Origin of the sequence: Corynebacterium sp. (genome assembly GCF_022712195.1) — a bacterium.
Classification (GTDB): Bacteria; Actinomycetota; Actinomycetes; order Mycobacteriales; family Mycobacteriaceae; genus Corynebacterium.
On sequence record NZ_JALAGY010000070.1, the window covers coordinates 15,784 to 40,531 of the forward strand.

19 protein-coding genes are annotated in these 24,748 nt (G+C 68.2%); 7 read left to right on the forward strand and 12 right to left on the reverse strand.

What is annotated here, in order from left to right:
* Positions 1-13 precede the first annotated feature (13 nt).
* Complete coding sequence (locus Q0A34_RS09195; RefSeq protein WP_291479696.1) at positions 14-1,045, forward strand: PrpF domain-containing protein; 1,032 nt, start codon at positions 14-16, stop codon at positions 1,043-1,045.
* A 38-nt stretch (positions 1,046-1,083) separates the two neighbouring features.
* Here the strand turns inward: Q0A34_RS09195 and Q0A34_RS09200 are convergent, their stop codons facing one another.
* The 8 genes from Q0A34_RS09200 to Q0A34_RS09235 are packed head-to-tail and all read right to left on the reverse strand — an operon-like array spanning position 1,084 to position 12,502.
* Positions 1,084-2,490, reverse strand: a complete 1,407-nt coding sequence (locus Q0A34_RS09200; protein ID WP_291479697.1) for an aldehyde dehydrogenase family protein — start codon at positions 2,488-2,490, stop codon at positions 1,084-1,086.
* A 27-nt stretch (positions 2,491-2,517) separates the two neighbouring features.
* Positions 2,518-4,179, reverse strand: a complete 1,662-nt coding sequence (locus Q0A34_RS09205; RefSeq protein WP_291479698.1) for an amidohydrolase — start codon at positions 4,177-4,179, stop codon at positions 2,518-2,520.
* A 9-nt stretch (positions 4,180-4,188) separates the two neighbouring features.
* Entirely contained in the window at positions 4,189-5,613 is a 1,425-nt protein-coding gene (locus tag Q0A34_RS09210; RefSeq protein ID WP_291479699.1) for a cytosine permease, read from the reverse strand.
* A gap of 41 nt (positions 5,614-5,654) precedes the next feature.
* The gene (locus Q0A34_RS09215) at positions 5,655-7,451 is read right to left on the reverse strand and encodes an amidase (protein WP_291479700.1); all 1,797 of its coding nucleotides are present in this window, start codon (positions 7,449-7,451) and stop codon (positions 5,655-5,657) included.
* Complete coding sequence (locus Q0A34_RS09220; RefSeq protein WP_291479701.1) at positions 7,444-8,526, reverse strand: agmatine deiminase family protein; 1,083 nt, start codon at positions 8,524-8,526, stop codon at positions 7,444-7,446. Before Q0A34_RS09220 ends, Q0A34_RS09215 begins: the two co-directional genes overlap by 8 nt.
* On the reverse strand, positions 8,523-10,064 hold the full coding sequence (locus Q0A34_RS09225; protein WP_291479702.1) for an APC family permease: 1,542 nt from the start codon (positions 10,062-10,064) through the stop codon (positions 8,523-8,525). Before Q0A34_RS09225 ends, Q0A34_RS09220 begins: the two co-directional genes overlap by 4 nt.
* A gap of 5 nt (positions 10,065-10,069) precedes the next feature.
* The gene (locus Q0A34_RS09230; RefSeq protein WP_291479703.1) at positions 10,070-11,011 is read right to left on the reverse strand and encodes a universal stress protein; all 942 of its coding nucleotides are present in this window, start codon (positions 11,009-11,011) and stop codon (positions 10,070-10,072) included.
* Positions 11,012-11,014: 3 nt separating this feature from the next.
* Complete coding sequence (locus Q0A34_RS09235; protein ID WP_291479704.1) at positions 11,015-12,502, reverse strand: NAD(P)/FAD-dependent oxidoreductase; 1,488 nt, start codon at positions 12,500-12,502, stop codon at positions 11,015-11,017.
* A 247-nt stretch (positions 12,503-12,749) separates the two neighbouring features.
* Between Q0A34_RS09235 and Q0A34_RS09240 the strand changes: the two genes are divergently transcribed.
* On the forward strand, positions 12,750-13,451 hold the full coding sequence (locus tag Q0A34_RS09240; protein ID WP_291479705.1) for a TetR/AcrR family transcriptional regulator: 702 nt from the start codon (positions 12,750-12,752) through the stop codon (positions 13,449-13,451).
* A gap of 33 nt (positions 13,452-13,484) precedes the next feature.
* Here the strand turns inward: Q0A34_RS09240 and speB are convergent, their stop codons facing one another.
* Together speB and Q0A34_RS09250 are read right to left on the reverse strand one after the other, a co-directional pair.
* Positions 13,485-14,480 carry an agmatinase gene (gene speB, locus Q0A34_RS09245; RefSeq protein WP_291479706.1) on the reverse strand — a complete coding sequence of 332 codons (996 nt, stop codon included), beginning with the start codon at positions 14,478-14,480 and terminating at the stop codon, positions 13,485-13,487.
* A 34-nt stretch (positions 14,481-14,514) separates the two neighbouring features.
* Complete coding sequence (locus Q0A34_RS09250) at positions 14,515-15,081, reverse strand: XRE family transcriptional regulator (RefSeq protein ID WP_291479707.1); 567 nt, start codon at positions 15,079-15,081, stop codon at positions 14,515-14,517.
* A gap of 229 nt (positions 15,082-15,310) precedes the next feature.
* Here Q0A34_RS09250 and Q0A34_RS09255 point away from each other — a divergent pair, with 229 nt between their 5' ends.
* Together Q0A34_RS09255 and Q0A34_RS09260 are read left to right on the forward strand one after the other, a co-directional pair.
* Positions 15,311-16,780 (forward strand): sodium:solute symporter, encoded by a 1,470-nt coding sequence (locus Q0A34_RS09255; RefSeq protein WP_291479715.1) that lies wholly within the window; start codon positions 15,311-15,313, stop codon positions 16,778-16,780.
* On the forward strand, positions 16,780-18,489 hold the full coding sequence (locus tag Q0A34_RS09260) for a thiamine pyrophosphate-binding protein (RefSeq protein ID WP_291479708.1): 1,710 nt from the start codon (positions 16,780-16,782) through the stop codon (positions 18,487-18,489). Before Q0A34_RS09255 ends, Q0A34_RS09260 begins: the two co-directional genes overlap by 1 nt.
* A gap of 52 nt (positions 18,490-18,541) precedes the next feature.
* On the opposite strand, the gene Q0A34_RS09265 is transcribed toward Q0A34_RS09260, so the two are convergent.
* On the reverse strand, positions 18,542-20,056 hold the full coding sequence (locus Q0A34_RS09265) for a PucR family transcriptional regulator (protein WP_291479709.1): 1,515 nt from the start codon (positions 20,054-20,056) through the stop codon (positions 18,542-18,544).
* A 130-nt stretch (positions 20,057-20,186) separates the two neighbouring features.
* Here Q0A34_RS09265 and gabT point away from each other — a divergent pair, with 130 nt between their 5' ends.
* From gabT to aqpZ, 3 genes are all read left to right on the forward strand, one after another.
* Entirely contained in the window at positions 20,187-21,518 is a 1,332-nt protein-coding gene (gene gabT / locus Q0A34_RS09270) for a 4-aminobutyrate--2-oxoglutarate transaminase (protein WP_291479710.1), read from the forward strand.
* Positions 21,519-21,544: 26 nt separating this feature from the next.
* Positions 21,545-23,008, forward strand: a complete 1,464-nt coding sequence (locus Q0A34_RS09275; RefSeq protein ID WP_291479711.1) for an NAD-dependent succinate-semialdehyde dehydrogenase — start codon at positions 21,545-21,547, stop codon at positions 23,006-23,008.
* A 182-nt stretch (positions 23,009-23,190) separates the two neighbouring features.
* Positions 23,191-23,958, forward strand: a complete 768-nt coding sequence (aqpZ, locus tag Q0A34_RS09280; RefSeq protein ID WP_291479712.1) for an aquaporin Z — start codon at positions 23,191-23,193, stop codon at positions 23,956-23,958.
* A gap of 7 nt (positions 23,959-23,965) precedes the next feature.
* Here aqpZ and phnE read toward each other — a convergent pair.
* Positions 23,966-24,748, reverse strand: a 783-nt coding sequence (gene phnE / locus Q0A34_RS09285) for a phosphonate ABC transporter, permease protein PhnE (RefSeq protein WP_291479713.1), incomplete at its 5' end; no start/stop codon positions are given.

The following is a 24,748-nucleotide window of genomic DNA, read 5'->3' on the forward strand; positions in this document are numbered from 1 at the left end:
GATGATGAGGACCATGGCAGATGAGATCCCCGTGTCGGTGATTCGTGGCGGTACCAGCCGTGGGGTGTTCCTGCGCCTGAGTGACCTGCCGAGGGACGGCGACGCCCGCGACGCACTCTGCGTGGGCCTGACCGGAGCACCGGACCCCCTCGCCGTCGACGGGTTGGGTGGCGGCGCGTCATCGAACTCGAAGGTGATGGCGGTCGGTGTGCCGTCGGACCTCGCGGGCCTGCCGTGGGAGGGGGCATGCCCCCGGGACGTCGACCTGGTCACCGTCTTCGCCCAGCCGGCGATCACGTCCACCACCGTGGACTGGACCGGGAACTGCGGCAACCTCAGCGCGGCGGTCGGTGTCTTCGCGCTGGACGAGGGCCTGGTGGAAGGCTGCGGGGAGCATGCGACGCTGCGGGTGTGGAACGCCAACACCGGGGCGAACTTCGTGGTGGAGCACGCGTCGGAGGGCGGGAAGGTCCCCCGCGTCGACCTGAGCTTCCTCGCCCCCGGAGGCGAGACCACCGGTGCGGTGTTCCCGTCCGGTGCCGTGACCACACTGGCCGGTGGCGTGGAGGCGACCGTGGTGGACGTGACGAACCCCCTTGTCATCGTCGACGCCCGCCGGGTCGGGGTCGACGTGGGGCTCACCCGGGACGAGCTCAACGCCGACGCCGGGCTGCTGGAGCGGATCGAGCTGCTGCGCCGCGACGCGGCCCGGCGCATCGGGATGCCGGAGAGTGCCGTCGTCCCGAAGGTGGCGTGCGTGGCCCCGGGGACGGACGGGGCCGACGTGGACGTGCGTGTGACCTCGCTGGGGGTCTTCCACCACGCCGTCCCGGTGACGGTGGCCCTCGCCCTCGGCTCGGCGGCGGTGTTGACCGGCACGGTCATGGACGCCGTCCTGCCCGGCCCGCCCGAGCGGGAGACCACCCTCCGGCACCCCAAGGGGACGGTGACCGTCCTGGCGGAGACCTCCGGCGGGGAACTGCTCTCCGCCGGGGTGGCCCGGACGGCCCGGGTCGTGATGAAGGGCACGGCCTACCTGCCGTAGCCCCCTCGGCAGGCGGCGGAAAAGGGGCGGTGTCCCGGTTACTTCTTCACCGAGAACAGGCGCTTGTTGACGAACTCGTCCATGCCCAGCGGCCCGAGCTCCCGGCCGTACCCGGAGCGCTTCACCCCGCCGAAAGGCATCTCCTCGGTCTCCGGGGCGGACTGGTTGACGCCCACCATGCCCGCCTCGAGGCCGTCGGCGAACTTCTCGGCGCGGCCCTCCTCGGTGGCGAAGACGGTGGAGCCCAGCCCGTACTGTGTGTTGTTCGCCAGCTCCAGGGCCTCCTCGTCCGACGAGACCTTGTACACCTGTACCACCGGGCCGAAGAACTCCTCGTAGTAGATGTCGGACCCGACCTCGATGTCGGTGATCACCGCAGGGGAGACGTAGAAACCGTCGGCGTACCCGCCGCCGACACGCTCGCCCCCGGTACGCAGCGTGGCACCGGACTCCACCGCCGCGGCGATCTGCGAGACGATCTTGTCCGCCGCACCCTCCGAGGACATCGGGCCGAAGGACTCGAGCACGTTGTCGACCTTCGCCGGGTCGGACGGCGTCAGCGCACCGACGATGTGGACCACCTCGTCGACGAACTCGTCGTAGACGTCCTCGTGGACGATGATGCGCTTGTTGGAGTTGCACGCCTGGCCGGTGTTCTCCAGACGGACCTCCAGTGCGTTACGCGCGGCGGCGCGGATGTCGTAACTGGACAGGATCACGTAGGGGTCGGACCCGCCGAGCTCCAGCACGGCCTTCTTCAGGGCAGAACCCGCCTGCGCGGCGATCGCCGCACCGGCACGCTCGGACCCGGTGAGCGACACCCCCTGGACCCGCGGGTCCGCGATGACCGTGGAGATCTGGTCGTGGGTGGCGAAGATGTTGGTGTACACGCCCTCCGGCACACCGGCCTCGGCCATGATCTTCTCGATGGCCAGGGCGGACTCCGGGACGCTCTCGGCGTGCTTGAGCAGGATGGTGTTGCCCAGCATCAGGTTCGGGGCGGCGAACCGGGCGACCTGGTAGTAGGGGTAGTTCCACGGCATGATGCCCAGCAGCGCCCCGACGGGACGCCGCTGCACCACCGTCCGCGACTCGGCGGTGTCCTCGATGACGAGGTCCTCGGTGAGCTTCCCGGCGTTGTCAGCGTAGTAGCGGAAGATGTCCCCGCTGAACTCGGCCTCGCCGGGCGCCTCGGCGACGGGCTTGCCCATCTCGCGGGTGATGATAGTCCCGAGCTCGTCCTGACGCTCCGCGAACAGGTCGGCGACCCGGCGGACGATCTCCGCACGCTCCTCGACGCTGGTGGCGCCCCAGGTCGCCGCGGCACCGTGCGCGGCGTCGAGCGCGGCGCTGATCTCGGCGTCGGTGGCGTGGGCGTGCTCGGACAGGACGGCGCCGGTGGCGACGTCGATGCTGCGGTAGGTGGGGTTGGTGGACTCGGACATGGTGTTCTCCTTGAGAGTTCGGGGAAGTCAGTTCTTGTCGGTGTAGTCAGCTGTCGAGGAGTACGCGCATTCCCCGAGAACGTAGGTGGCAAGGACCTCAGCTCCGAGGACATCACGGGGATCGACGTCGAGGGGGTTGACGTCCATTTCGATGAAGTTCGCCCGGAACCCGGGCCGAATCTGACCGGTGCTGTCCATATGTCCAGCGTAGGCACCTCCGGCAGTGAGTGCAGTGAGCGCCTCAGCGGGGGTGAATGCGCGCTCCGGGTGGTACGGCGGCAGGGAAGGTGACAGGGAGGAACCACCGGTCAGAGCGATATACAGATTAGGAAGTGCCTCGTGGGGTGCCGTCGGAGCATCGGTTCCCAGTGTCATCGGGATACCTGCCTCACGGAACTTGTGCCACGGGAAGCCGCGCTCCTGTCGTTCGTCTCCGAGGACGGCCTTCCAGTTGTCCAATATCGCCGGATCGCTGTGCACCGGCTGCATGGAGGCGACGGCGCCGAGCTCAGCCATCCGACGGATCGTGTCATCGGTGACACTCTCGAGGTGTTCGATACGGTGGCGGCGCGACCTGATGTCACCCTGGTTCTCCGTGGCGCAGTGCTCAAGGACCTCGATCGCTATCTCGCTGGTGCGGTCACCGATGGCGTGCATGGCGATCTGAAGGCCAGCGGCGTCCACCGCTGCGGCAACCGGTTTCATCCGTTCGGCCTCCCAGATGGGGTCGGCGTTCGATCCATCGGCGTACGGGCAGCACATTGTTGCCGTCTTGGCGTCGATCACTCCGTCCATGATGAACTTCACGCCGGCGATCCTGAACCATTCGGATTCGCCGCTGGCCTCGAGTTCCTCCCGCAACGCGATGACCCGGTCGACCTGGTCCAGGTTCGCCTGGGGATCACTTTCGGCGATCATCAGGACGTGCCCGGTGATGGGGAACGGCAGACGGCCGTCACGTTCGATGATGGTGCGTAGCCCGGACACCTCAGGTTCCGTCAGCGCCATGTCGGTGATTCCCGTGACCCCGGATTCCAGGTACGCGGAGAACGCCAGACGCAGCGAGCGGATCCTGTCCTCGGTGGTGGTGACCCTGTCGAGGAAGTCCCAGGCGTACTTGCGCCCGGCAGTCTCGTAGAGAAGACCGGTTGCCTCGCCCGAGTCGTCGCGGGCGATCTCTCCGCCGACAGGATCAGGGGTGTCCCGGTCAATGCCGGCCTCCCGGAGAGCAGCCGTGTTCAGCCAGGTGGAGTGGAGGTCGTTGGCGTCGAGGTAGACGGGGATGTCGGGGAGGACGTCGTCGAGCATCGCAGCGGTGGGGTGCGAATCACCGATGGCGTCAAACAACCAACTGACCCCCAGGACCCGGGGAGCATCCGGATTCTCCCGGCGCCAGTCAAGAAGACGTTGCTGGATCTCCTCCAGCGACCGGCAGTCACGCAGCTGTGCCTTGCCTAGGGCCGTGCCGAAAGAGGCCAGGTGGGTGTGCGAGTCGATGACACCGGGGGCGACAAAGCTCCCGTTCAGGTCGATCTCCTCGACCGGCGTTGTTGAGTCGGCGGAAGCGGTACGGACGTCGTCAAGAGACCCCACCGCAATGAAACGCCCGTCGTCAACCGCAAAGGCGGCGGCGGTGTTGCCGTCAGCGTTTGCGGTGAAGATGGTGGTGTTGTGGTAGATCGTGGTCATGTTCTGCTCCTAGAGGGAAGTCGGGTATTCGGTGGAGGCCCTGCGGAAGAGAAAGAAGTAGACTCCGGCGCTGACGAAGATGCCGACAGGGATCGAGAGGTCCATCCCAGTGAGGCCGGACACCGGGCCGACGAAGACGTCGGTGTCGATGCACAGCAGCGCAGCTAATCCGCCGACGGAGACACTGGTCAGACCGTTCCAGTTCCATCCGTTGCGGTACCAGAAGGGGCTGCCCGGGGCATCGTCGAGTAACATTCGGCCGTCATAGCGGTTCCGTCGCAGGATCACATCGGTGGCGAAGACGGTGATCAATGGTCCGGAGGCGATGACAATCAGCTGCAGGAGCAGCGACACTGAGGTGGTGAAGTCATAGACGGCCACGGAGACGATCGTCAGAAGTGTGCCGATGACGGTGATAATAAGTGTGGACGGGATGCGCTTGAGCGGAATACCGAGGGCCTGCAGCGAAAGGCTGGCACTGTAGATCGTCATGCCGTTGAGACCGATTGCGGCCACGATGACACCCAGGGTAAAGATGGGGAAGAACCAGGCGGGCATGGCGGTCTCGAAAGCTCCCAGAGGATCACCGATCATGTCGAATCCCGCGCCGGTGGCGATGAGGGCGCCGACCATGGTGAAGATGATGCCCGCGGTCGCACCGCCGCACCCGGTTGCCGCGGCGGTCTTCCATTTCGGTGTTGAACTCGGCAGGTAGCGGGCCATGTCCGGACTGTTGAAGAACGAGAGCGGCGCGGAAGCGAGGATGGCGATGCCCACGGTCATAGTCGCTGCGAGGGATGTGCCGGTGAGCTGCTCCGTCGGCTGGTAGCTCAGGTCGAAGTGGGGGATCATGAATGCCGCGGCGACGAGAAAAACCACGGCCAGGCCGTTGGCGACATAAGGATAGAGCCGGGTGATCAGTCCGTGACCGTAGATTCCGACGAGGGCGGTGACCGCAGAGATGAGGATTACTACAGTTACGTCGACAACGGCATTCGACGGCACCCCGAGCCGGGAGAGCAGTCCTACGCCGTTGACGGACGCCGCTGACCAGGTCAGTGACAGGTAGACAGCGGAGAGCAGCCAACCGTAGAGACCGACAATGAGTTTGTTGCCTCTGATCCCGTACATGGCCCGGGTGATAACGGAACCAGACGTACCTGCCGCCGGTCCGCTGACTGCGAGAATGCCGACGAGGATCCATCCGAGATTGGCGATCACAGTGACAGCGAGGGCCTGCCACAAGCTGAGCCCGAGCCCTGCGACAAGTACAGCACCCAGGGTGATGGTGAGGAAGCTGATATTCGGGGTGGCCCACACCCAGAACAGGGAGCCCGGACGGCCGAGGCGTTTATCTTCGGAGATGAACTCGATGCCACGGGTTTCGGGGCCATGTTCTGAAACTTCGGAGTCGGGTTTTTTATTCGTCGACATTCCCGGTGGAGCGCCTTGCCCAGGCTTTGGGGCTAGTGCAGTCATAACACTGACCTTTCGGTGGTGGAAGTGGTGTGTGGTGGTGTGCGTCTGGTTCCGCCCGGTGCGGTTGCTTCGATGTCGGCCCCGAGCTGGAGCAGACGGTTGTCGTCCCAGGCCCGTCCGGCGACCGTCAGCCCCACCGGCATCCCGGTGTCGGTCACCGTCCCCATCGGCACGGTGACCGTGGGGATCCCGAGGTGTCTGGGCACCAGGTTGCCGTTGGCGACCCAGACGCCGTTGCGCCACGCGAGGTCGGCGGAGTCCGGGTCGGTGTCGGCGTCGGCGGGGCCCACGTCGGCCATGGCGGGGAAGACGACAGCGTCGAGCGCCAGGTCGTCCATCCAGTCCTCCAGGTCGCGCCGTCGGGTCTCCTCCAGCCCACGGAGCCCCTCCGGCAGCAGCCGGAACACCGGGCCACCGGTGAGGTCGGACGGGCCGGAGTACCCGGTCTCCGCGACGAGCGCCGGGTAGGTGGCGATGTCGTCGTCGAAACCGTCGTACCGGTCGGGCAGCGCCCCGTCCGGGTGGGGGAAGATCCGTGCCCCGTCGACGTCGGCGAGCGAGTGCAGCGACGGGTCACCGTTGGCCTGCAGGAAGTCCTCCCAGGACCAGGCGGCGAGCACGCCGACCTCCAGGTCGAGGTAGTCCGCGCTGACCAGCCCCCGGGTGGAGACGGTCGGCGCCCCGGGACGGTCGCCCTCGTAGTTGGTGACCACGGGGAAGTCCACCTCGACGACGGTCGCCCCGGCCGCCTCGAGGTCCTCCCGCAGGGACCGCCACAGTGCGACGACCCCCTCGGAGGTCTCGATCCGGCGGCCCATCGGCCCGCCGACACCGGTGTCCGCGGTGCGGTCTCCGCCGGTACCCGCCTCCCCGTCGGCGTTGACGTACATCGCGGGGACGCCGAGACGCACCCCGGCCAGTCCCGGGGTGTCGTCGAGCAACGTCCGGTAGGACGCCGGCCGCACCGCCGAGGACGCCGGAACGTCCACCCACGGCTGCATCCTCCAGAAGTCGCCGCGGGTGGTGTGGTCGTCCGCGACGACGACGTCGAGCACCTCGGCCATGTCGGCCATGGAGCGGGTGTGGGGGACGACGACGTCCATGGTCGGCACCAGCGGCCAGTTGCCGCGGGTGGAGATCACCCCCCGTGACGGGGTGTACGCGCACAGGGCGTTGCACGACGCCGGGGCGCGGCCGGACGACCACGTCTCCTCACCCAGGCCGAAGGCGGCGAACTCCGCGGTGGTCGCCGTACCGGAACCGTTCGACGACCCCGAGGCGAAGGCACTGGTCAGGTAACCGGGGTTGTAGGGGCTCTCGGCCCGGCCGTGGAGGCCGCGCTGCATCCCGCCGTTCGCCATCGGCGGCATGGTGGTCAGCCCGGTCAGGACCGCACCGCCGGCGCGGAGACGTTCGACGGTGAAGGCGTCCCGCTGCGCGACGAGGTCGGCGAAGGCCGGTGACCCCGCCGAGGCGGTCAGCCCGCGGACGAGGTAGGACTCCTTCGCGGTGTAGGGGATGCCGTCCAGGGGGCCCAGGGTGGAGCCGGCCCGCCGGCGCTCGTCTGAGGCGCGGGCCTCGTCCAGTGCGCGGGGGTTGTCGACGATGACCGCGTTGAGCGGGACGCCGCCGTCGGCGGCGAGTCCGTCGCCGCGGGCCGGGTCGGGCCGGTCGAAACGTGCGACCCGGGCGCGGTAGGCCTCCACCAGCTCCACGGAGGTGGTCGTCCCGTTCTCGAGGTCGGCGCGCAGGTCGGCGACGGACCTGCCCGTCACGTCGTAACGCTCAGCCACGGCCCACCTCCGGGGCGACCGCGGGCTGCTGCTGGGTGATGCAGTGGATCCCGCCGCCGAAGGCGAAGATGTCCCGGGCGTCGACGAGCTCGACCTCGCGTCCGGGGTAGGACGCCGCGAGGATCTCCCGTGCCCGCTCGTCGGCGTGCGCGTCGCCGAAGGCGCACAGGATGACCGCACCGTTGCAGACCAGGTGGTTGACGTAGGAGTAGTCCACCCAGCCCTCCCCGTCCCGCAGGATGCCGGGGGCGGGGAGGTCGACGACGGTCAGGGGTTCGCCGTCCGCGTCGACCGCACCCTCCAGCACCTCGCGGAGCTGGCGGGTGACCCCGTGGTCGGGGTGGGCCGGGTCGTCCTGCCGGTGCAGCAGCACATGGCCGGCCTCGGTGAACGTGGCCACGATGTCGACGTGTCCGCGGGTGCCGAAGCCGTCGTAGTCACGGGTGAGGCCGCGGGGCAGCCACACGGCGTGGCGGGTGCCCAGCCGGGCGTGGATCTCCTCCTCAACCCGGCCCCTCGTCCAGCCGGGGTTGCGGTCGGGGTCGAGTTGGACGGTGTCGGTGAGCAGCACGGTGCCGCGGCCGTCGACGTGCAGGCCCCCACCTTCGCAGACCAGCGGGGAGTCGTCGACGGGGACGCCGGCGGCACCGGCGGCACCGGCGACTGTGGTGGCGAGGCGGGCGTCGTCGTCCCAGGCGGCCCAGGACTGGGCTCCCCACCCGTTGAAGATCCAGTTCACCGCGCGCAGTGTGCCGTCGGCGGCGTGGACGAAGGTGGGGCCGGAGTCGCGGATCCAGGCGTCGTCCAGGGGAGCGGTCACCAGGGTGACACCGGCGCTGTCCGTGGTGCCGTCGAGCAGGTCCCCGGCGATGCGCAGGTCCCCGGGGTCGACGACCATGGTGACCGGCTCGTACCGGGCGACGGTGCGTGCGACGCGTGCCCAGGCGGCCCGCGCACGGTCAAGGGTGCCGGACCCCTCGGCGCCGAAGGTGTCGTTGGCGGTGGGGAAGGCCATCCAGGTCCGCTCGTGGGTGGCCCACTCGGCGGGCATCAGGGTGGGTGCCACGGTGGTCATTCGAGGACCTCCTGTCCGTCGCTGGTGGACTCGGTGACGGGCAGGGTCTCGCCGCGGAAGAACGCCGGGTGGAAGACCCTGGTCCACAGCATCAGCGCCACCCCGAGGAGCAGTACGCCGACGCCGAGGATGAAGACCATGCCCACACCGGCGACGGAGTTCCCGGACCCGTAGTCCGGGTCGAGGGAGTCCACGGCGGTCTGGAAGAACATGACCAGCAGCACGATCCCGCCGATCAGCGGGAAGAGGAAGCGGAAGACGATGCTGCGGGAGGAGACGAACAGCTCCCGGCGGAAGTACCAGACACAGGCCAGTGCGGTGATGCCGTAGTAGAAGCAGATCATCAGGCCCAGGGCGGTGATGGTGTCCCACAGGGCGTTCTCGCTGATCAGCCGGGTGACGGTGTAGAAGGCGCCGGCGGCGACCGCCGAGGTGACCGTCGCGACGGACGGGGTGCGGAACCGCGGGCTGATCCTGGCGAACACCGGCGGCAGGGCCTTGTAGTAGCCCATGGCCAGCAGGGTGCGGGACGGGGAGATCATCGTCGAGTTCAGGGAGGAGAAGGACGAGGTCAGCACCGTGATCGACATAAGGATCGCGAACGGTCCCATCACCGGTCCCGCCAGGGCGGCGAACAGGGACTCCTGGTTCTCCGGGTTGCCGGCCCCCAACCCCTCCGAACCGGTGCCCGCCCACGCCACCACGCCGACGGCGCACAGTGTGTAGAGCGCGATGATGATCAGCACGGTGATGGTGGACGCCCGGCTGGCGGTGGTCTTCGGGTCCTTGGTCTCCTCGTTCATGGTCAGGGTGGTGTCCCAGCCCCAGAACATGAAGATGGACAGGGAGATCCCGGCGGCGATGACGGAGAAGTTCTCGATGCCCGCCGGGTTGAACCAGTCGAGGCTGACCGGCGTGGGGTCGAAGGAGCTGCCGTTGTTCGCCTGCACGATCGCGGAGACCGCGAAGGCGGTGAGCACCACCAGCTGGACGGCCACGAGGATGTACTGCAGCATCTTCGTCGACCCCAGGCCGCGGTAGGAGATCCAGGCGGCGATCGCGATGAAGACGAGTGTGGTGGGGATGTTCACCCAGAGGTTCCGGGTGAGGTCGGCGATGTCCTGGTTGCCGAGGACCTGCCCGAGCAGGATGTAGAGGAAGTCCACGGCGACGGCCGCCAGGTTGGACAGCACGATCACGGTCGCGGCGATCAGCCCCCAGCCGCCCATCCAGCCGACCCACGGGGAGAAGGCCTTGGTGGCCCAGGTGAAGGACGTCCCGGAGTCGGGGAAGCGGGAGTTGAGTTCCCGGTAGCCGAAGGCCACCAGGAGCATCGGGAGGAACCCGAGGATGAGGATCGCGGGAACGTGGGCGCCGACCTCGGCGATGGTGGGGCCCAGCCCGGAGGTCAGCGTGTAGGCGGGGGCGATGCAGCCCACGCCGATGACGACGGTGCCGAGGACACCGATCTGCCCCTTGGCGAGGCCCTTGTCGTTCGGGGCCGTGGTGGGGGTGGTGCCTGTCGTGGGGGTGGTCATGGTGTTCAGACCTCCGGGTCGGGGTCGGTTGCCGGGTCGGTTGCCGGGTCGGCGTCCCGGAAGGTGTAGCCGGACGGGATGACGATCACCGGGACCGGCGCCACCCGCAGCATCTTCGTGGAGGTGGAGCCCAGGAACATCCGGCCGTGGCTGGCCAGGCGGGACGAGGCGACGAGGACGATCTCGTCGTCGTGCCAGGTCAGTTCGGCCATGGCGGAGGGGACGTCGCGTCCGGTGGCGATGTGTGTGGTGGCCCGGCCGGCCTCGACGAGCTCGGCGGCGTCCTCCGCCAGGCGGGTGGTGGCGTAGGTCTGGAGGTCCTCGAGGACCCCGCTGGTCACCCCGGACTCGTCGGCGGGCACCGCCCGGTCGCTGACGTCGAGGGTGACCAGTGAGACCAGGCGCAGCGGGATGCCGCGGTCGCGGGCGGTGATGATCGCCTCGCCGATGAGGTCGGTGACCCCGCGCCGGGGGCCGAACATGGCGGTGACGTGCCCGAGCGGGCCGGGGTGCTCGTAGCCGGCCGGTGCGAGGGCGACCGGGACGTGGGAGGCGTGGAGCAGGTGCGACGCCATGGTGCCCAGCCGGTGCCGGCGGAGCAGTCCGCCGGGGCGGGAACCGGTGACGATGAGGCCGCCGTCGAGCCGCCGGGTGGCCTCGAGGAGGCCTTCCGGTGCGGACTGGGCGGGGACGAGGTGGGTGGTGCAGGGGACGTCGTCGGGGATGCCCGTCGCGGCCTCGTCGAGCCAGGTCTGCAGCTGCCGGTCCCGGATCCGGCCGTAGCTCTGGTCGAAGGGCTGGGCCGCGGTAAAGACGTCGTCCTCGGGGGCGACCATCACCAGGTGCAGGTGGGCGTCACGGTTCCTCGCCACCGCGATGCCGAGGTGCAGGGCGTCGCGTCCGGTGGAGGTCGCGCTGTAGCCGACGACGATGCGCGCGGTACCCACGGCTCAGAGCCCCTCGACGATGGCCCGGGCCACGGCCTCGCCCTGCCGGACGGCGCCGTCGACGTGCTGGTAGCCCTCGGCGGCGATGTCGGAGCACGCGTAGTGGATCGGGCCGGTCGGCCGGTTCTGCAGGTGCCCCCAGCGGTGGAGTCCGCCGAGGTCGTAGCTGGTGGCGTAGGCGCCGCGGGTCCATTCCTCGGCGGCCATGTCGGACAGGTAGAAGGCGATCGGGTGCATGGTCTCCGGCCCGAGGTAGTCGGCCATCGCGGAGAGGATGGCCTCCCTGCGCTCGGCCTCCGGCAGGGCCCACATCTGCTCGGCGTAGACGTCGGACACGAACCCCACGAGTGTGCCGTTGGCGTCCTCGACCGGGTTGCCGTCGGCGTCCGCCTGCACGTTGGTGTTGTCGTAGACCTCCTGGACCAGGCGTCCCCCGCCGAAGGCGGTACCGGACAGTCCCTTGCCGCGCCAGAACGGGGTCTCGTAGACGGCGTGGACCTTGATGACCAGGCCCATGGAGATGTGCTGGTGGGCGATGTGCTGTTCGCGGGGCAGCGGCGGCACGAACTGGATGCGGTTGTACAGGTTCGGGGGTACGGCGAGCACCACGTTCCTGGCGTGCACGGTCACCTTGTCGGAGACCACGGTGACGGTCCCGGGTGCGCCGTTGTCCGGCACGCCGTCACGGACGTCGGCGGGGATGCCGTTGACCTCGTCGGCGGTGGTGGGGTCCACCTCGGCCCAGGTCAGTTCACGTGCGGGGGAGGACAGGACGATGTCGCCGCCGAGCTCGCGGATCCGGTCGGCGAGTGCCAGGGAGACGGACTGCATGCCGCCGACGACCCGCCTGTCGAGGATGAAGTCCTCGTCGACCAGGTTGGAGAACGAGCCGGCGGAGGCCGCCATGAGCACGGCCTGCAGCGTGGAGAAGGCGTAGGACGGCTTGGTGAGCATGCCGGAGGCGACGTAGATCGACACGTTGTCGATGGCCTCCCGGTCGTCGCTGTGCTGTGCGAGCCAGTCGCGGAAGGGCACGGTGTCGAGTTCGGCGGCGCGTTCGGCGGCCCAGGGGGCCTCGACGCCGACCTCTTCGGCGAGGTCGTCGAGCAGGGCGATGAGCTTGTCCATCTCGGCCTCGGTCTTCCCGGAGCAGGGGAGACGGTCGCCTTCGTAGGTGTGGCGGGAGCCGTCCGGTGAGACGTACACGGACTTGCCCTCGCGGTAGCGCTGGTAGGTCTGCAGTCCGAGTTCGTCGACCAGGTCGGTCAGGCGGGTCTGGTCGGGGGAGATCCACTGGCCGCCGATCTCGATGAAGTGGGGGTTGCCGTCGGCGTCGACGGTGGCGCCGTTCCAGGTGCGTCCGCCGACCCGGTCGCGTGCCTCCACGACGGTGACGGTCTTCCCTGCCTTGGCGAGCGTGTGTGCGGCGGTGAGGCCGGCGGGACCTGCGCCGATGACGACGACGTCGCGCTCGTGAGTGGTGGTGGTCATGTTCATGTCCTCCTTGTTAAATGAACCACATTCGTTTAGCGTGACCGTACATCCGCGACGGCGGGAACGCCAGGTTTCGGAACGAAAAATATTCCGCACCGGGCGCGCACCGGCCCCACCTGACCGACCGATGTAATGCACCACCTGCGACGATGTGGCCCAGGAAGCTCAGGTAAATTGTGTGTGACATCCGTGTCCGGGCGGCGCCGGGCCGGCCGGAACAGCACTCGGAGAGGCCTGGACAGTTATGACGGAGAGCCGAACGGACCACGGGACGGGACGTCGTGCGGGGCGGCCGACCGCGCCCGTGCTCGACCGCGGCCGCATCTCCGACGCCGCGCTCGCCCTGGTCACCGAGGAAGGGCAAGGGCGGCTCACCATGAAACGCCTGGCGTCCCGCCTGGGGGTGTCGGTGTCGGCCCTCTACAACCACATCGCCAACAAGGCCGACCTCCTGCTCCTGGTCGAGGACGCGGTGATGTCCCGCGTGGACGCGTCCGCGCTGGGCGACCTCGTGGACGCGGCGGACCCCCGCGCCGGGCTGCCCGGGGCGCTGCGGGCCTGGGGCCGGTCGTACCGCGACGTCTTCGCCGCCTACCCGGAGCTCGTCCCGCTCATCGCCACGATGCCGGTGTCCGGCGCGCCCGCCACCCGGCGGATGTACGAGACCGTCTCCGCCGGACTCGTGGCGGCCGGTGTGCCCCGGTCACAGGTGGTGACCGTGATCGTCTCCTTCGAGTCCTTCCTGTACGGCTCGGCGATGGACGCCAACGCGCCGACGGAGATCTTCTCCTCCGCGCCGGAGGAGTCGGACGCCCCGACGTTCCAGTCGGTCGTGCAGGCGTTCACCGCGCGGGTCACCGGCGCCCCGTCCGGAGCGGCCAACCCCTACGCCGACGACCCCTTCGAGTGGGGGCTGCAGGCCCTGGTCGACCGCGTCCTGCGGTGAGTGCCGCCGGCCCCGTCGGTTGAGCGGTCCCGGTCAGGCCTGCTGTCCGGCGCGGAGGTCGGCCATCAGCGTGATCAGATCATAGGCGATGTGGGACGCCGAGATGCCGGTGATTTCGGCGTGGTCGTAGGCGGGCGCAACTTCCACGACGTCTGCACCCACGATGTTGAGCCCGCGGAGTCTCCGTAGGATCTCGAGGATCTCCCGGCTGGTCATGCCGCCGGCCTCCGGTGTTCCTGTCCCGGGAGCATGCGCGGGATCGAGGACATCAATGTCGACCGAGATGTACAGGGGCCGGTCGCCGACGCGGTCGCGCAGGCGGTCGGCGATTTCGTCGACCCCCTGCCTGAAGACGTCCGAGCTGGTCAGGATGCCAAAGCCGAAACGCCTGTCGTCCTCCAGATCCTTGTGTCCGTAGAGAGGGCCGCGGGTTCCGACGTGGCAGATCGCCTCTGTGTCGATGACGCCTTCTTCGGCGGCGCGTCGGAAAGGGGTCCCGTGGGTGTAGTCGGCGCCGAAGTAGGTGTCCCACGTGTCCAGGTGAGCGTCGAAATGCAGGAAGGCGACCGGCTGTCCTGCGCGGCGGGTGGCTGCGCGAAGCAAGGGGAGGGCGATGGTGTGGTCGCCTCCGATCGTCATCAGTGAACTGCCGTCAGCGGTGAGTTCCAGGGCGTCGTGCTCGACGGACTCGATCGCTTCGTTGATGTTGAACGGATTGACCGCCATGTCACCGGCGTCAGCTACTTGGACCTGTGCGAACGGCGAGGTGTCGGTGGCGGGGTTGTAGGGGCGCAGCAGTCGGGACGACTGTCGGACGTGCCCTGAGCCGAAGCGTGCTCCTGAACGGTAGGACACGCCGGTGTCGAACGGGACCCCCACTACCTTGATCCCGGCGGTCTTGCCCTCGGCGGCCAGGTCTCTGAGACGGGGCAGCAATGCGAACGTGGATTCCCCGCTGTAGCGGGGGACGAGCGAGGAGTCGACCGGGCCGATGTTCCCGTTGTCGATTACTCGGGGCGTGTGCAGCATGAAAATGCCTTTCGTGATGTCGTCGTGGTGTCTTTCAGGTGGTTGCGAGGATCCAGAGCACCGTCGTCGGATCTGAACTCGGGTTACGCCAGGAGTGCGGTTCCGAGCCGGGGAGGGTCACGGTGTCGCCTGTGCGCATGTGTATCTCCTGGTCGGGAGTCTGGAGTACGAACTGGCCCGAGATCACGTGGACTGATTCGACGGTGCAGTCCATGGTGTAGAGCTCGTCCTCACCGGCCCCCTTCCCGTCTATGACAGCGTGGAGTATTCGCAGGTCCTGCCGTCCCCGCGGGGTGACAAGACGTTCTGTGATGCCTTCCCCGCCGAGATCGACGATCGGGGCCTCTCCGAGCGGAATGAGGTCGGTGTCAGGAGTGTCGAGGATCGCTCCAGGAGGCACCCCCAGCACTTCGCAGATCGTGACCAGCGATGCCACGGAAGGGCTGGTGACGTCGCGCTCCACCCGGGACAGGAATCCTTTGGAGAGGCCGGTGGCCTGGGACAGCTGGTCCAGCGTGATGCGGTTCTGCTGGCGCAGGGCACGGAGCCGGCGCCCCGGTTGCGAACTGTATCCGCCGGACTCGGCGGGGAGCGACTTCATGGAACCGCGCCTCCTGTTAACTGTTGGATAAAAAATGTTGCCTGGTGGACAACTACCGGTTAGTGTAGGCCGTCACACGCCACCAATCAAGAGATCCACACCACAACGGATGTGCATACGGGTCGCGACCGTGTATCCACGCCGTGGCTCCCTCGATTGGCTAATCCACTGACGGGAGAAGCTTGTGAACTGGTTAAACACTGTCATCATCGTGCTGTACCTGGCAGTCATGCTGTGGTTCGGCTGGTGGGGCCAGCGAAGGGTCAACAACCGTGCCGACTACCTTGTGGCGGGCCGGAGGCTCGGGCCGGTCTTCTACGCGGGCACCATGGCTGCCGTGGTGCTGGGTGGAGCTTCGGCTGTCGGAGGGATGGGGCTCGGCTACGAATTCGGGTTGTCGGGGTTCTGGCTGGTTACGGCCATCGGCGTCGGCGTCCTGATTCTGAGCCTCTGCTTCGCGCCCCTGCTGCAGCGGCTCAGGATCTACACCGTCACCCAGATGCTCGGCCTGCGCTACGGGGGAACGACGACTCGGGTGGCCTCGGTCGTCATGCTCGGCTACACGGTCATGCTCACGGTGACGTCGACCAGCGCCTACGCCTCCATCTTCACCGTTCTCTTCGGATGGGACCGGTGGCTGGCCCTCGTCGTCGGCGGGGGAATCGTGCTCTTCTACTCCACGACGGGCGGAATGCTGTCGATCACGCTTGCTGACATGGCTCAGATCATGGTCATCACAGTCGCAGTATTCTTCCTGATGCTGCCGTTGTCCTTCAGTGACGCCGGGGGCTGGTCGGGAATGCACGAACGACTCGGGTCCGAGTTCTTTGATATCGGCGGCATCGGACTGCAGTCGATCATCACTTACTTCGTGATCTACACTCTGGGGCTGCTGATCGGCCAGGACATTTGGCAGCGGGTCTTCACCGCCAGGTCTCCACAGGTTGCTCGGTGGGGAGGCGCCGGCGCGGCCGTCTACTGCATACTGTTCGCGATCGCCGGCGCGGTCATCGGGATGGCATCTGCGGTGCTTCTCCCGGGGATCGAGAACAGGGACGACGTCTATGCCCAGGTGGCGACGGAGATTCTCCCGGCCGGTCTCGGCGGTATCGCACTTGCCGGCGGCCTCGCCGCGATGATGTCCACCGCTTCTGGTGGGCTGATCGCTGCATCCACCGTCGCAAAGGAAGATGTCGTACCGCTCGTGCGCTCCCTGACGGGAAAGCCTGTGCCTGTGGCCGGAGCGACCTCGGACGAAGGTGGTGGCGGCGACGAGGTGAGAGGCAACCGCCTGTGGGTGCTGGGACTCGGTCTGCTCACGCTCGCGATCGCGATGGTCGTCCCCGATGTCGTAGCGGCGTTGACCATCGCATATGACCTGCTCGTCGGTGGCCTGCTCGTGGCCATCATCGGAGGGATCGTCTGGAAGCGCGGTACAGGTAAAGGGGCCATGTGGTCCATGGTCGCGGGCACTCTCGGCACGATCGTGACCATGGTCGTCCTCGAGATGAACGCGGACGAAAGGCTCGGAGGGATTCTCGCCAATGAGCCGATCTACGCGGGACTGCTGCTTTCGTTCGTAGTTTTCGTGGTTGTGTCTCTCATGACACCTCCGACTGCGCCGGAAGTACTGTCAGCGTGGAAGGTACGGATATCGGGGAAGAAGTCGAAGGTTAACCACAACAGCGAGGAGGAATGATGACCAACAAACAGGATTCTGGTACTGCCGACGGAGTGCGCATCGGCGGTGATGTGGTACTGGAAACTCTCCGCGCACTAGGGGCCCGCGGAGTGATCGGGCTTCCCGGACAGCATGCACTGGGACTGTTCGATGCCCTCAGGCGTTCCGATCTTCACTATCTCGGCGCACGGGTAGAGAACAACGCCGGTTTCATGGCGGATGGATTCTCGCGTGCAAGGGGAGTCGTGGCTCCTCTGTTGTTGTCGACCGGGCCGGGAGCCCTCACGTCCCTTGCGGCGCTGCAGGAGGCGGCGGCGTCCTCGATTCCTGTCCTCGCCTTGAGTGCGCAGGTCCCGGTGGCAGGGCTGGGCGGTGGGAGGCACGGCTACCTGCATGAGCTTCCCATGCAGTCCGATTCGTTCCGTGGAGTGGTCAAGCATGTGGTGACGGTTCGAAACCTGAGTCAGATTCCTACGGCCGTCGCCGATGCCTGGTGCATCGCGGCGACCGCCCCGAAGGGCCCTGTGCTGGTCGAGATTCCCCAGGACATCCTCCTGGAGGACGCGGGTGAAATCATCCCGCAGATCACCGGAAGTGACCTTGCGGACCGGGCTGCACCTCGACCTCTGGAACCGATCTCCGAGGTCGTTGACCGTGCAGTCGAGCTGCTCGACACCGCCAGGAAGCCGGTGATACTCGCCGGTGGCGGCGTGGTTCGGTCAGCTGCAGAACGTGAGTTGACGTCCCTCGCTGAACGTCTGGATGCACCGGTGGTGAGCACCATCGGCGGCAAGAGTGCATTGCCCTGGGCGCATCCCCTGTCTGCGAGGTCATGGATAGAGGACATCGCCACGACAGAGTTTCTCGAGGAAGCCGATGTACTGCTCATCGTCGGAAGTGGTGTAGGCGAGCTCTCAAGCAACTACCACACGTTTGCGCCGCAGGGAAAAGTCATACAGGTCGAGGCGGATCTGGGAAAGCTCGGTTCCAATCATCGCGGAATCGGAATACACGCGGATGCCCGACTAACGCTGGCCTTGTTCGACGACCTTCTTGAATCCCGTGGTCGGGTATCCGATCCGCATCGGCGCGCCGATGCTGTTCACAGGGTCAACTCTTTGCTGAAGGCGGTTTCCGAGAGAATCGCCGGCCAACCTCTTGACAAGGAACGACGGCTTATCGACGGTCTGCGTGAATCAGTACCGGATGATACTCGGGTCTACTGGGATATGACGGTACTGGCCTACTGGGCATGGTCCGCATGGGACGTTCGAAATGACGAGTTCGCCTCGGCACAGGGAGCAGGGGGACTCGGATACGGTTTTCCGGCGGCACTGGGATCAGCATTCGGTCGCCGTATCGAAGGAGAACACTCGTCGGTGCTGGCGGTCTCCGGGGACGGAGGGGCGCTGTACGGTATCGCCGAACTTGCTGTCGCGGCGCAGGAGAAACTTCCGGTGGTGTGGTTCATCGTCGATGATGGTGGATACGGCATTCTTCGTGAGTACATGGAGGGTGCCTTCGGTACTGCGACGGCGACGGAGCTCACGCGCCCCGATTATGTCCAGTTGGCGGAGTCCTTCGGCGTGAAGGCCGAGTCCACGACGATCGAAGACGCTCCGGCGGCAGTCGCGCGTGCGTTGGCTTCCGGAGAACCCCGTGTCGTTGTGCTTCGTGCGGTGCTGGACCTTTTCGCACCGACCCACCTCGACCGCGTCTCGCGGTGAGTGCCGCCGGCCCCGTCGGCTGAGCGGCCCCGGGAGGCCAAGGATCCCGCGTCTACCGCCGTGTCACCGACACCAGCAGCAGCTCGGCCCGCACCACCGGATCGTCCAGGTCCACCTCGCAGACCGCGGCGATGCGGTCCAGGCGTGCACGCACCGTGTGCCGGTGCACCCCCAGCGTGTCGGCGGTGGTCGCCACCCGGCATCCGCTGCGCAGCCAGGTCACCAGCGTGGCCTGCAGTTCGTCACCGGTGGAGGCCAGGCGGTCCACTGTCTCCGCGGCGCGCCGGTCCAGGGCGGACCGTACCTCGGGCTGCTCCAGCCAGTCCGTCCCCGCCTCGTACGGGCCCACGTGCCGGCCCGGTGTCAACGCCCGCGCCGCCGTCTCGAGACGCCGCACCCGCGCGGTGGTCACCCCGTCCCATGCCACCGGCTCCCCCACGGCGATCCGCACCCGGGCGGCGGCGTCGCCGAACTCCTCCGCGACCGCCGTGACGGTGCGTGAGCCCCGGAACAGGAACAGTGCACCCGCGGCGTCCGCACCCTCCCCGGGAAGGTCGGTGACGAAGAGGTGGCCCCCGGCACGGGCCGCCGAGTGGTCCGCGGCCGTGACCGCACGGTCCAGGTCGGTCCGACGGTCCGCGGCGACGACCACCGGGCGTACGTGCCCATCGCCGTCGGCGGCCTCGTCGAGCACCCGGCCCATCGACTTGTCGCCGCCGTCGAGTCCGAGCAGGAGCTGCAGTGCCAGGGAGTTCAGCCCGGTGCGGCTGCGACGCAGGTAGGCGGGGCGCTGCAGCAGGATGTCCGCCAGGCCGGCCGCGTGTTTGACCACGGACCGGTCGTGCGGGCTGAACGGGTGGTCGGCGACGACGGTGACCAGGTGGAACCTGTCGCCCTGCGGGGTCATGCGCTGGGTGAGCCGCCACCGGCCGTCGGTGTGGTCGGCGCCGCTGGCCCGCTGCCGTCGCGCCACGGCGACGGCGGAGCGGCCCGTCCGGTCGTGGTGCCCGTGCACCCGGCCGTCGCTGTCGGTCACGGCCACGGCGGCGTCAAGCTGGCGTGCGGTGGTGGTGATGAGGTCGTCCAGGCCACCGCGGACGGCGGCGGCGCTGAGCTTCTCCTGGGCGAGGACGAGGCCCTCCTGCTCCCGGCGGCCGCGCCGGGCGCGCTCCTCGGTCACGGTGTTGAGGATCGAGATGAACGCCGTGTGGCGGGGCACCTCGAACACGGCGATGCCGTGGCCGCGCGCAGCCCTCACCAGCGTGTCCGGGACGGCGGGGAAGAACAGGCCTGTCCCGACGCCGACCGCCGTCACCCCGGCCTCGGCGAGCCGGTCGACGTAGGCGGGGAAGGGGTCCTGTCCGTCGGCTCCGTCGGCGTGCTCCCGGCTCAGGGCCACCCCCACGGTCAGGACGACCGCGCGTGGCTGCAGGAACTCCCGTGGGTCGGTGAGCTCGGTCGGCTGGATCACGGAGAAGCCGGCCTCCGGGTCCGCCGGGGCCGCCAGCTGCCGCAGGTCCAGGGCGCGCTGGGCACGCAGCCACCGCAGGGGGATGTCGTCGGTCATGGCCCAACTGTACATAGAGGCGTCCGAGTTTCGCCGTACTGTCCATGTCGCCGAGGCCACGTCCCGCCGCATAATGGCACCCACGCACACCAGACGAGATCCGCCGAGAAGGACACGAAGGAGCCACCCGATGAAGGACCTCACCTACCGCCTCCCGCAGGAGCGCACCACCGTCACCTCCGGACCCGGGCCACGCAGCGCGGCCCTGGCCGCACGACGGGACGCCGTCGTCCCCCGTGCGGTGACCCCGAACCTGCCCCACTACATCGTCGACGCCGACGGCGGCGTCCTGGTCGACGCCGACGGGAACTCCTTCGTCGACTTCGCCTCCGGCATCGCCGTCACCACCGTCGGTGCGTCGAACCAGGCGGTGGTCGACGCGGTCAGCGACGCGGCCTCGCACTTCACCCACACCTGCTTCATGATCTCGCCGTACGAGTCCTACATCCGCGTCGCCGAGAAACTCGCCGAGATCACCCCGGGCGACCACGACAAGCGCACCGTGCTGTTCAACTCCGGCTCCGAGGCCGTGGAGAACGCCGTGAAGATCGCCCGCAGCCACACCGGACGCAACGGAGTCGCCGTCTTCGACCGCGCCTACCACGGCCGTACCAACCTGACCATGGCCATGACCGCGAAGAACATGCCCTACAAGTCCGGTTTCGGCCCCTTCGCCTCCGAGGTCTACCGCGCACCGGTGTCCTACCCGCTGCGCGACGGACTGACCGGCCCCGAGGCCGCCGAGCGCGCGATCACCACCCTCGAGCAGCAGGTCGGGGCATCCAACCTGGCCTGCGTGGTCATCGAGCCGATCCAGGGCGAAGGCGGGTTCATCGAGCCTGCCGAGGGCTTCCTCCCCGCCGTCGCCGACTGGTGCCGCGACAACGGCGTCGTCTTCGTCGCCGACGAGATCCAGGCCGGCATGTGCCGCACCGGCGACTGGTTCGCCTCCGACCACGAGAACGTGGTCCCCGACCTGGTCACCATCGCCAAGGGCGTGGCCGGCGGCATGCCGCTGTCCGCCGTCGTCGGACGTGCCGAGATCATGGACGCCCCGCACCCCGGCGGCCTGGGCGGCACCTACGGCGGCAACCCCGTGGCCTGTGCCGCGGCACTCGCCGCCGTCGACCAGATGGAGTCCCTCGACCTCAACGGCCGTGCCCGCGAGATCGAGGCCGTCGTCCGCGAGGTCCTCGAACCCCTCGTCGGCACGGACACCGGCCTCGCCGAGGTCCGGGGACGCGGCGCCATGATCGCCCTCGAGTTCACCGACACCGACGGCCGCCCCGACGCCGCGACCACGAAGGCCGTCGCCGACGCCTGCAAGGCACAGGGCGTGCTCATCCTCACCTGCGGCATGGACGGCAACGTCGTCCGCCTGCTCCCGCCGCTGGTGATCCCCGAGAACCTGCTCCGGGACGGCCTCGGCGTGCTCGCCGACGCGATCCGCGCACACAAGTAGACGAGAACACAGGAGGAACAACCGTCATGACCGACCGCACACTCCCGTCCGACCTGACCGACCTGCTCGCCGCCCAGGTGGGCGAGGTCGACAGCACCTTCGACGTCGAGGACCCCGCCACCGGCGAGGTGCTCGCGACCGTCCCCGACCGCTCCGCCGACGACGCCCTCGACGCCCTCGGCCGGGCCGTCGAGGCCCAGAAGATCTGGGAGAACGTCCCGCCCCAGCGCCGGTCCGACGTTCTCACCCGCGTCTTCGGCATCATCAACGACCGCGCCGAGGACTTCGCCATCACCATGACCCTGGAGATGGGCAAGCCGCTGGCCGAGGCCCGCGGGGAGGTCACCTACGGCAACAGCTACTTCCGCTGGTTCGCCGGCGAGGCCGTCCGCATCCCCGGACGCTTCGCCCAGGCGCCTGCCGGCAACGGGCACATCCTGGTGTCCCGGCACGCGGTGGGCCCCGTCCTCGCGATCACCCCGTGGAACTTCCCCCTGGCGATGGCCACCCGCAAGATCGCCCCGGCCCTGGCCGCCGGCTGCCCGGTCGTGGTGAAGCCGGCCAAGGAGACCCCGTTGACGATGATCCTCGTCGGTGAGGTCATCCGGCAGGCCCTCGACGAGGTCAGCGACGAGTTCGGGGACCTCTCCGGACTGGTCACCATCGTCCCGTCCACGCACTCCGGGGCGATCTCCGAGGCGCTCATGGCCGACGACCGCCTGCGCAAGGTCACCTTCACCGGGTCCACCCCGGTCGGCGCGACCCTGGTGCGGCAGTCCGCCGACCAGCTGCTGCGCACCTCCATGGAACTCGGCGGCAACGCCCCCTTCGTCGTCGCCGCGGACGCGGACCTGGACCTCGCCCTCAGCGGCGCGATGGCCGCGAAGATGCGCAACGGCGGGGAGGCCTGCATCGCGGCGAACCGTTTCCTCGTCGACTCGTCCGTCGCCGAGGAGTTCACCCGACGGCTCACCGAGTCGATGTCGCAGGTCACCATGGGCCACGGACTCGACGAGGGCACCACGCTGGGCCCGATGATCTCCGCGAAGCAGCGTGACGGCATCGCCGCGCTCGTCGACGAGGCCGTCGCCGCCGGCGCGACGGTCACCACCGGCGGCACCGTGCCGGAGGGGCCGGGGTACTTCTACCCGGCCACCGTCCTGAAGGACGTCCCGCAGGACGCCCGGATCCTGCGGGAGGAGATCTTCGGCCCCGTCGCGACCGTCACCACCTTCGACTCCCTGGAGGAGGGTGTGGCCATGGCCAACGACACCGAGTTCGGTCTGGCGGCCTACGGGTTCTCCGAGTCGATGGAGAACGCCCGGTACCTGGCGGCGAACCTCGACGCCGGCATGGTCGGCGTCAACCGGGGTGCGATCTCTGACGCGGCCGCGCCCTTCGGCGGGGTGAAGCAGTCCGGTTTCGGACGCGAGGGCGGCACCGAGGGCATCGAGGAGTACCTCGAGACGAAGTACATCGCCCTGAGTTAGGGGACCCGGGCTAAGGGCCCCGGCGTACCGAATCGAGCATGGCGGACGTGAACTGACCTTGTTCACGTCCGCCATGCTCATTTCGGTACACGCAGAGTTTTTTATGGAGGGTATTCCCATCATGCAGGAAGCGTGTTAATAAGTAATACCATCACACCGTCATAACCGAACAAGGAGACACCATGCCCACCCCTCCCATGTCCAAGCGGCTCTGGGCCGAGTTCCTCGGCACCTTCTGGCTGGTCTTCGGTGGCTGCGGCTCCGCCGTGCTCGCCGCGAAGGTCGTCGCGGACGACACCATCAACATGGGCATCGGCTTCGTCGGTGTCGCCCTCGCCTTCGGTCTGACGGTGGTCACCGCCGCCTACGCCGTCGGCCACATCTCCGGTGGCCACTTCAACCCGGCGGTCACGCTGGGCTGCGCGGTCGCGAAACGTGTCGAGTGGTCCGCCGTGGTGCCCTACTGGGTGACCCAGGTCGTCGGCGCCACGGTGGCCGGCGCGGTGCTGTGGGTCATCGCCGACGGGAAGGACGGCTTCAGCGCGTCGGGGTCCGGTTTCGCCACCAACGGCTACGGTGACCTGTCCCCGGACGGCTACTCCCTGGCCGCGGTCGCGCTCACGGAGGTCGTGCTGACCGCCGTGTTCCTGTGGGTGATCCTGGGTGTCACCTCGAAGAAGGCCCCGGCCGGGTTCGCGCCGCTGGCCATCGGCCTGACCCTCACCCTGATCCACCTGATCTCCATCCCGGTGTCCAACACCTCGGTGAACCCGGCCCGTTCCCTGGGCGTGGCGTGGTTCGCCGGTGGTGACGCACTGGCACAGGTGTGGCTGTTCATCCTGGCGCCGCTGGTCGGTGCCGCCGTCGCCGGTGTGAGCTACGCCTTCCTCACCGGCGACGAGGACGAGGCACCCTCCGAGGAGGAGGCCCGCGTCGGCGCCGGGGTCTGAGCACCGGTCAGAGCCGGCGCCGCAGCCAGGCGGAGAACTGGTCGACGAGGACGACCAGGACGAGCACCATGATGATGTAGGTGAACATCTCGTTGAACTGGAAGGTCTTGATCGACCGGTTGATCAGCAGGCCGATACCGCCGGCGCCGACGAGGCCCAGGACCAGTGAACTGCGGACGTTCACGTCGAACCGGTAGAGCAGCAGTCCGGTGATCTGCGGCAGCGACATCGGCACGGTGGCGTGCGTGAGCTGCTGCAGGCGGGATGCGCCGGCGGTGCGCAGCGCGGTCTGCGGGCCCTGGTCGGTGTCTTCCACGGCCTCGGCCCAGAGTTTTCCCATCACCCCGGTGTTGTGCAGGATCAGCGCCATCACCCCGGCGAAGGGGCCGAGGCCCACCGCGGTGACGAGGATCAGCGCGAAGACGATGTCGGGGACGGCGCGCAGGAACGACAGGATGCTGCGGCACATCTGGTAGATGACCCGGTTGGAGGTCACGGTGCGGGCCGCGCCCATCGCCAGGACCGCCGCGAAGGGGACGGAGAAGGTGGTGCCGAGCAGGCCGATCCACAGTGTGGTGAGCAGTCCGTCCAGTCCGGGCCGGATCACGGTGTCCCAGTCGAGGTCCGGCGGTACGGCGTCGGCGAAGAAGCTGACGATGTTCGACCAGCCGGCGGCGAGGCGTTCCAGGTAGAAGTCGGTGCTGTTGATCGCGAGCCAGTGCACGGCGACCAGGACGGTGAGCCCGACGGCCCAGCCGACGGTGCGGCGGGTGGTGTCCTGCCGGGGGAC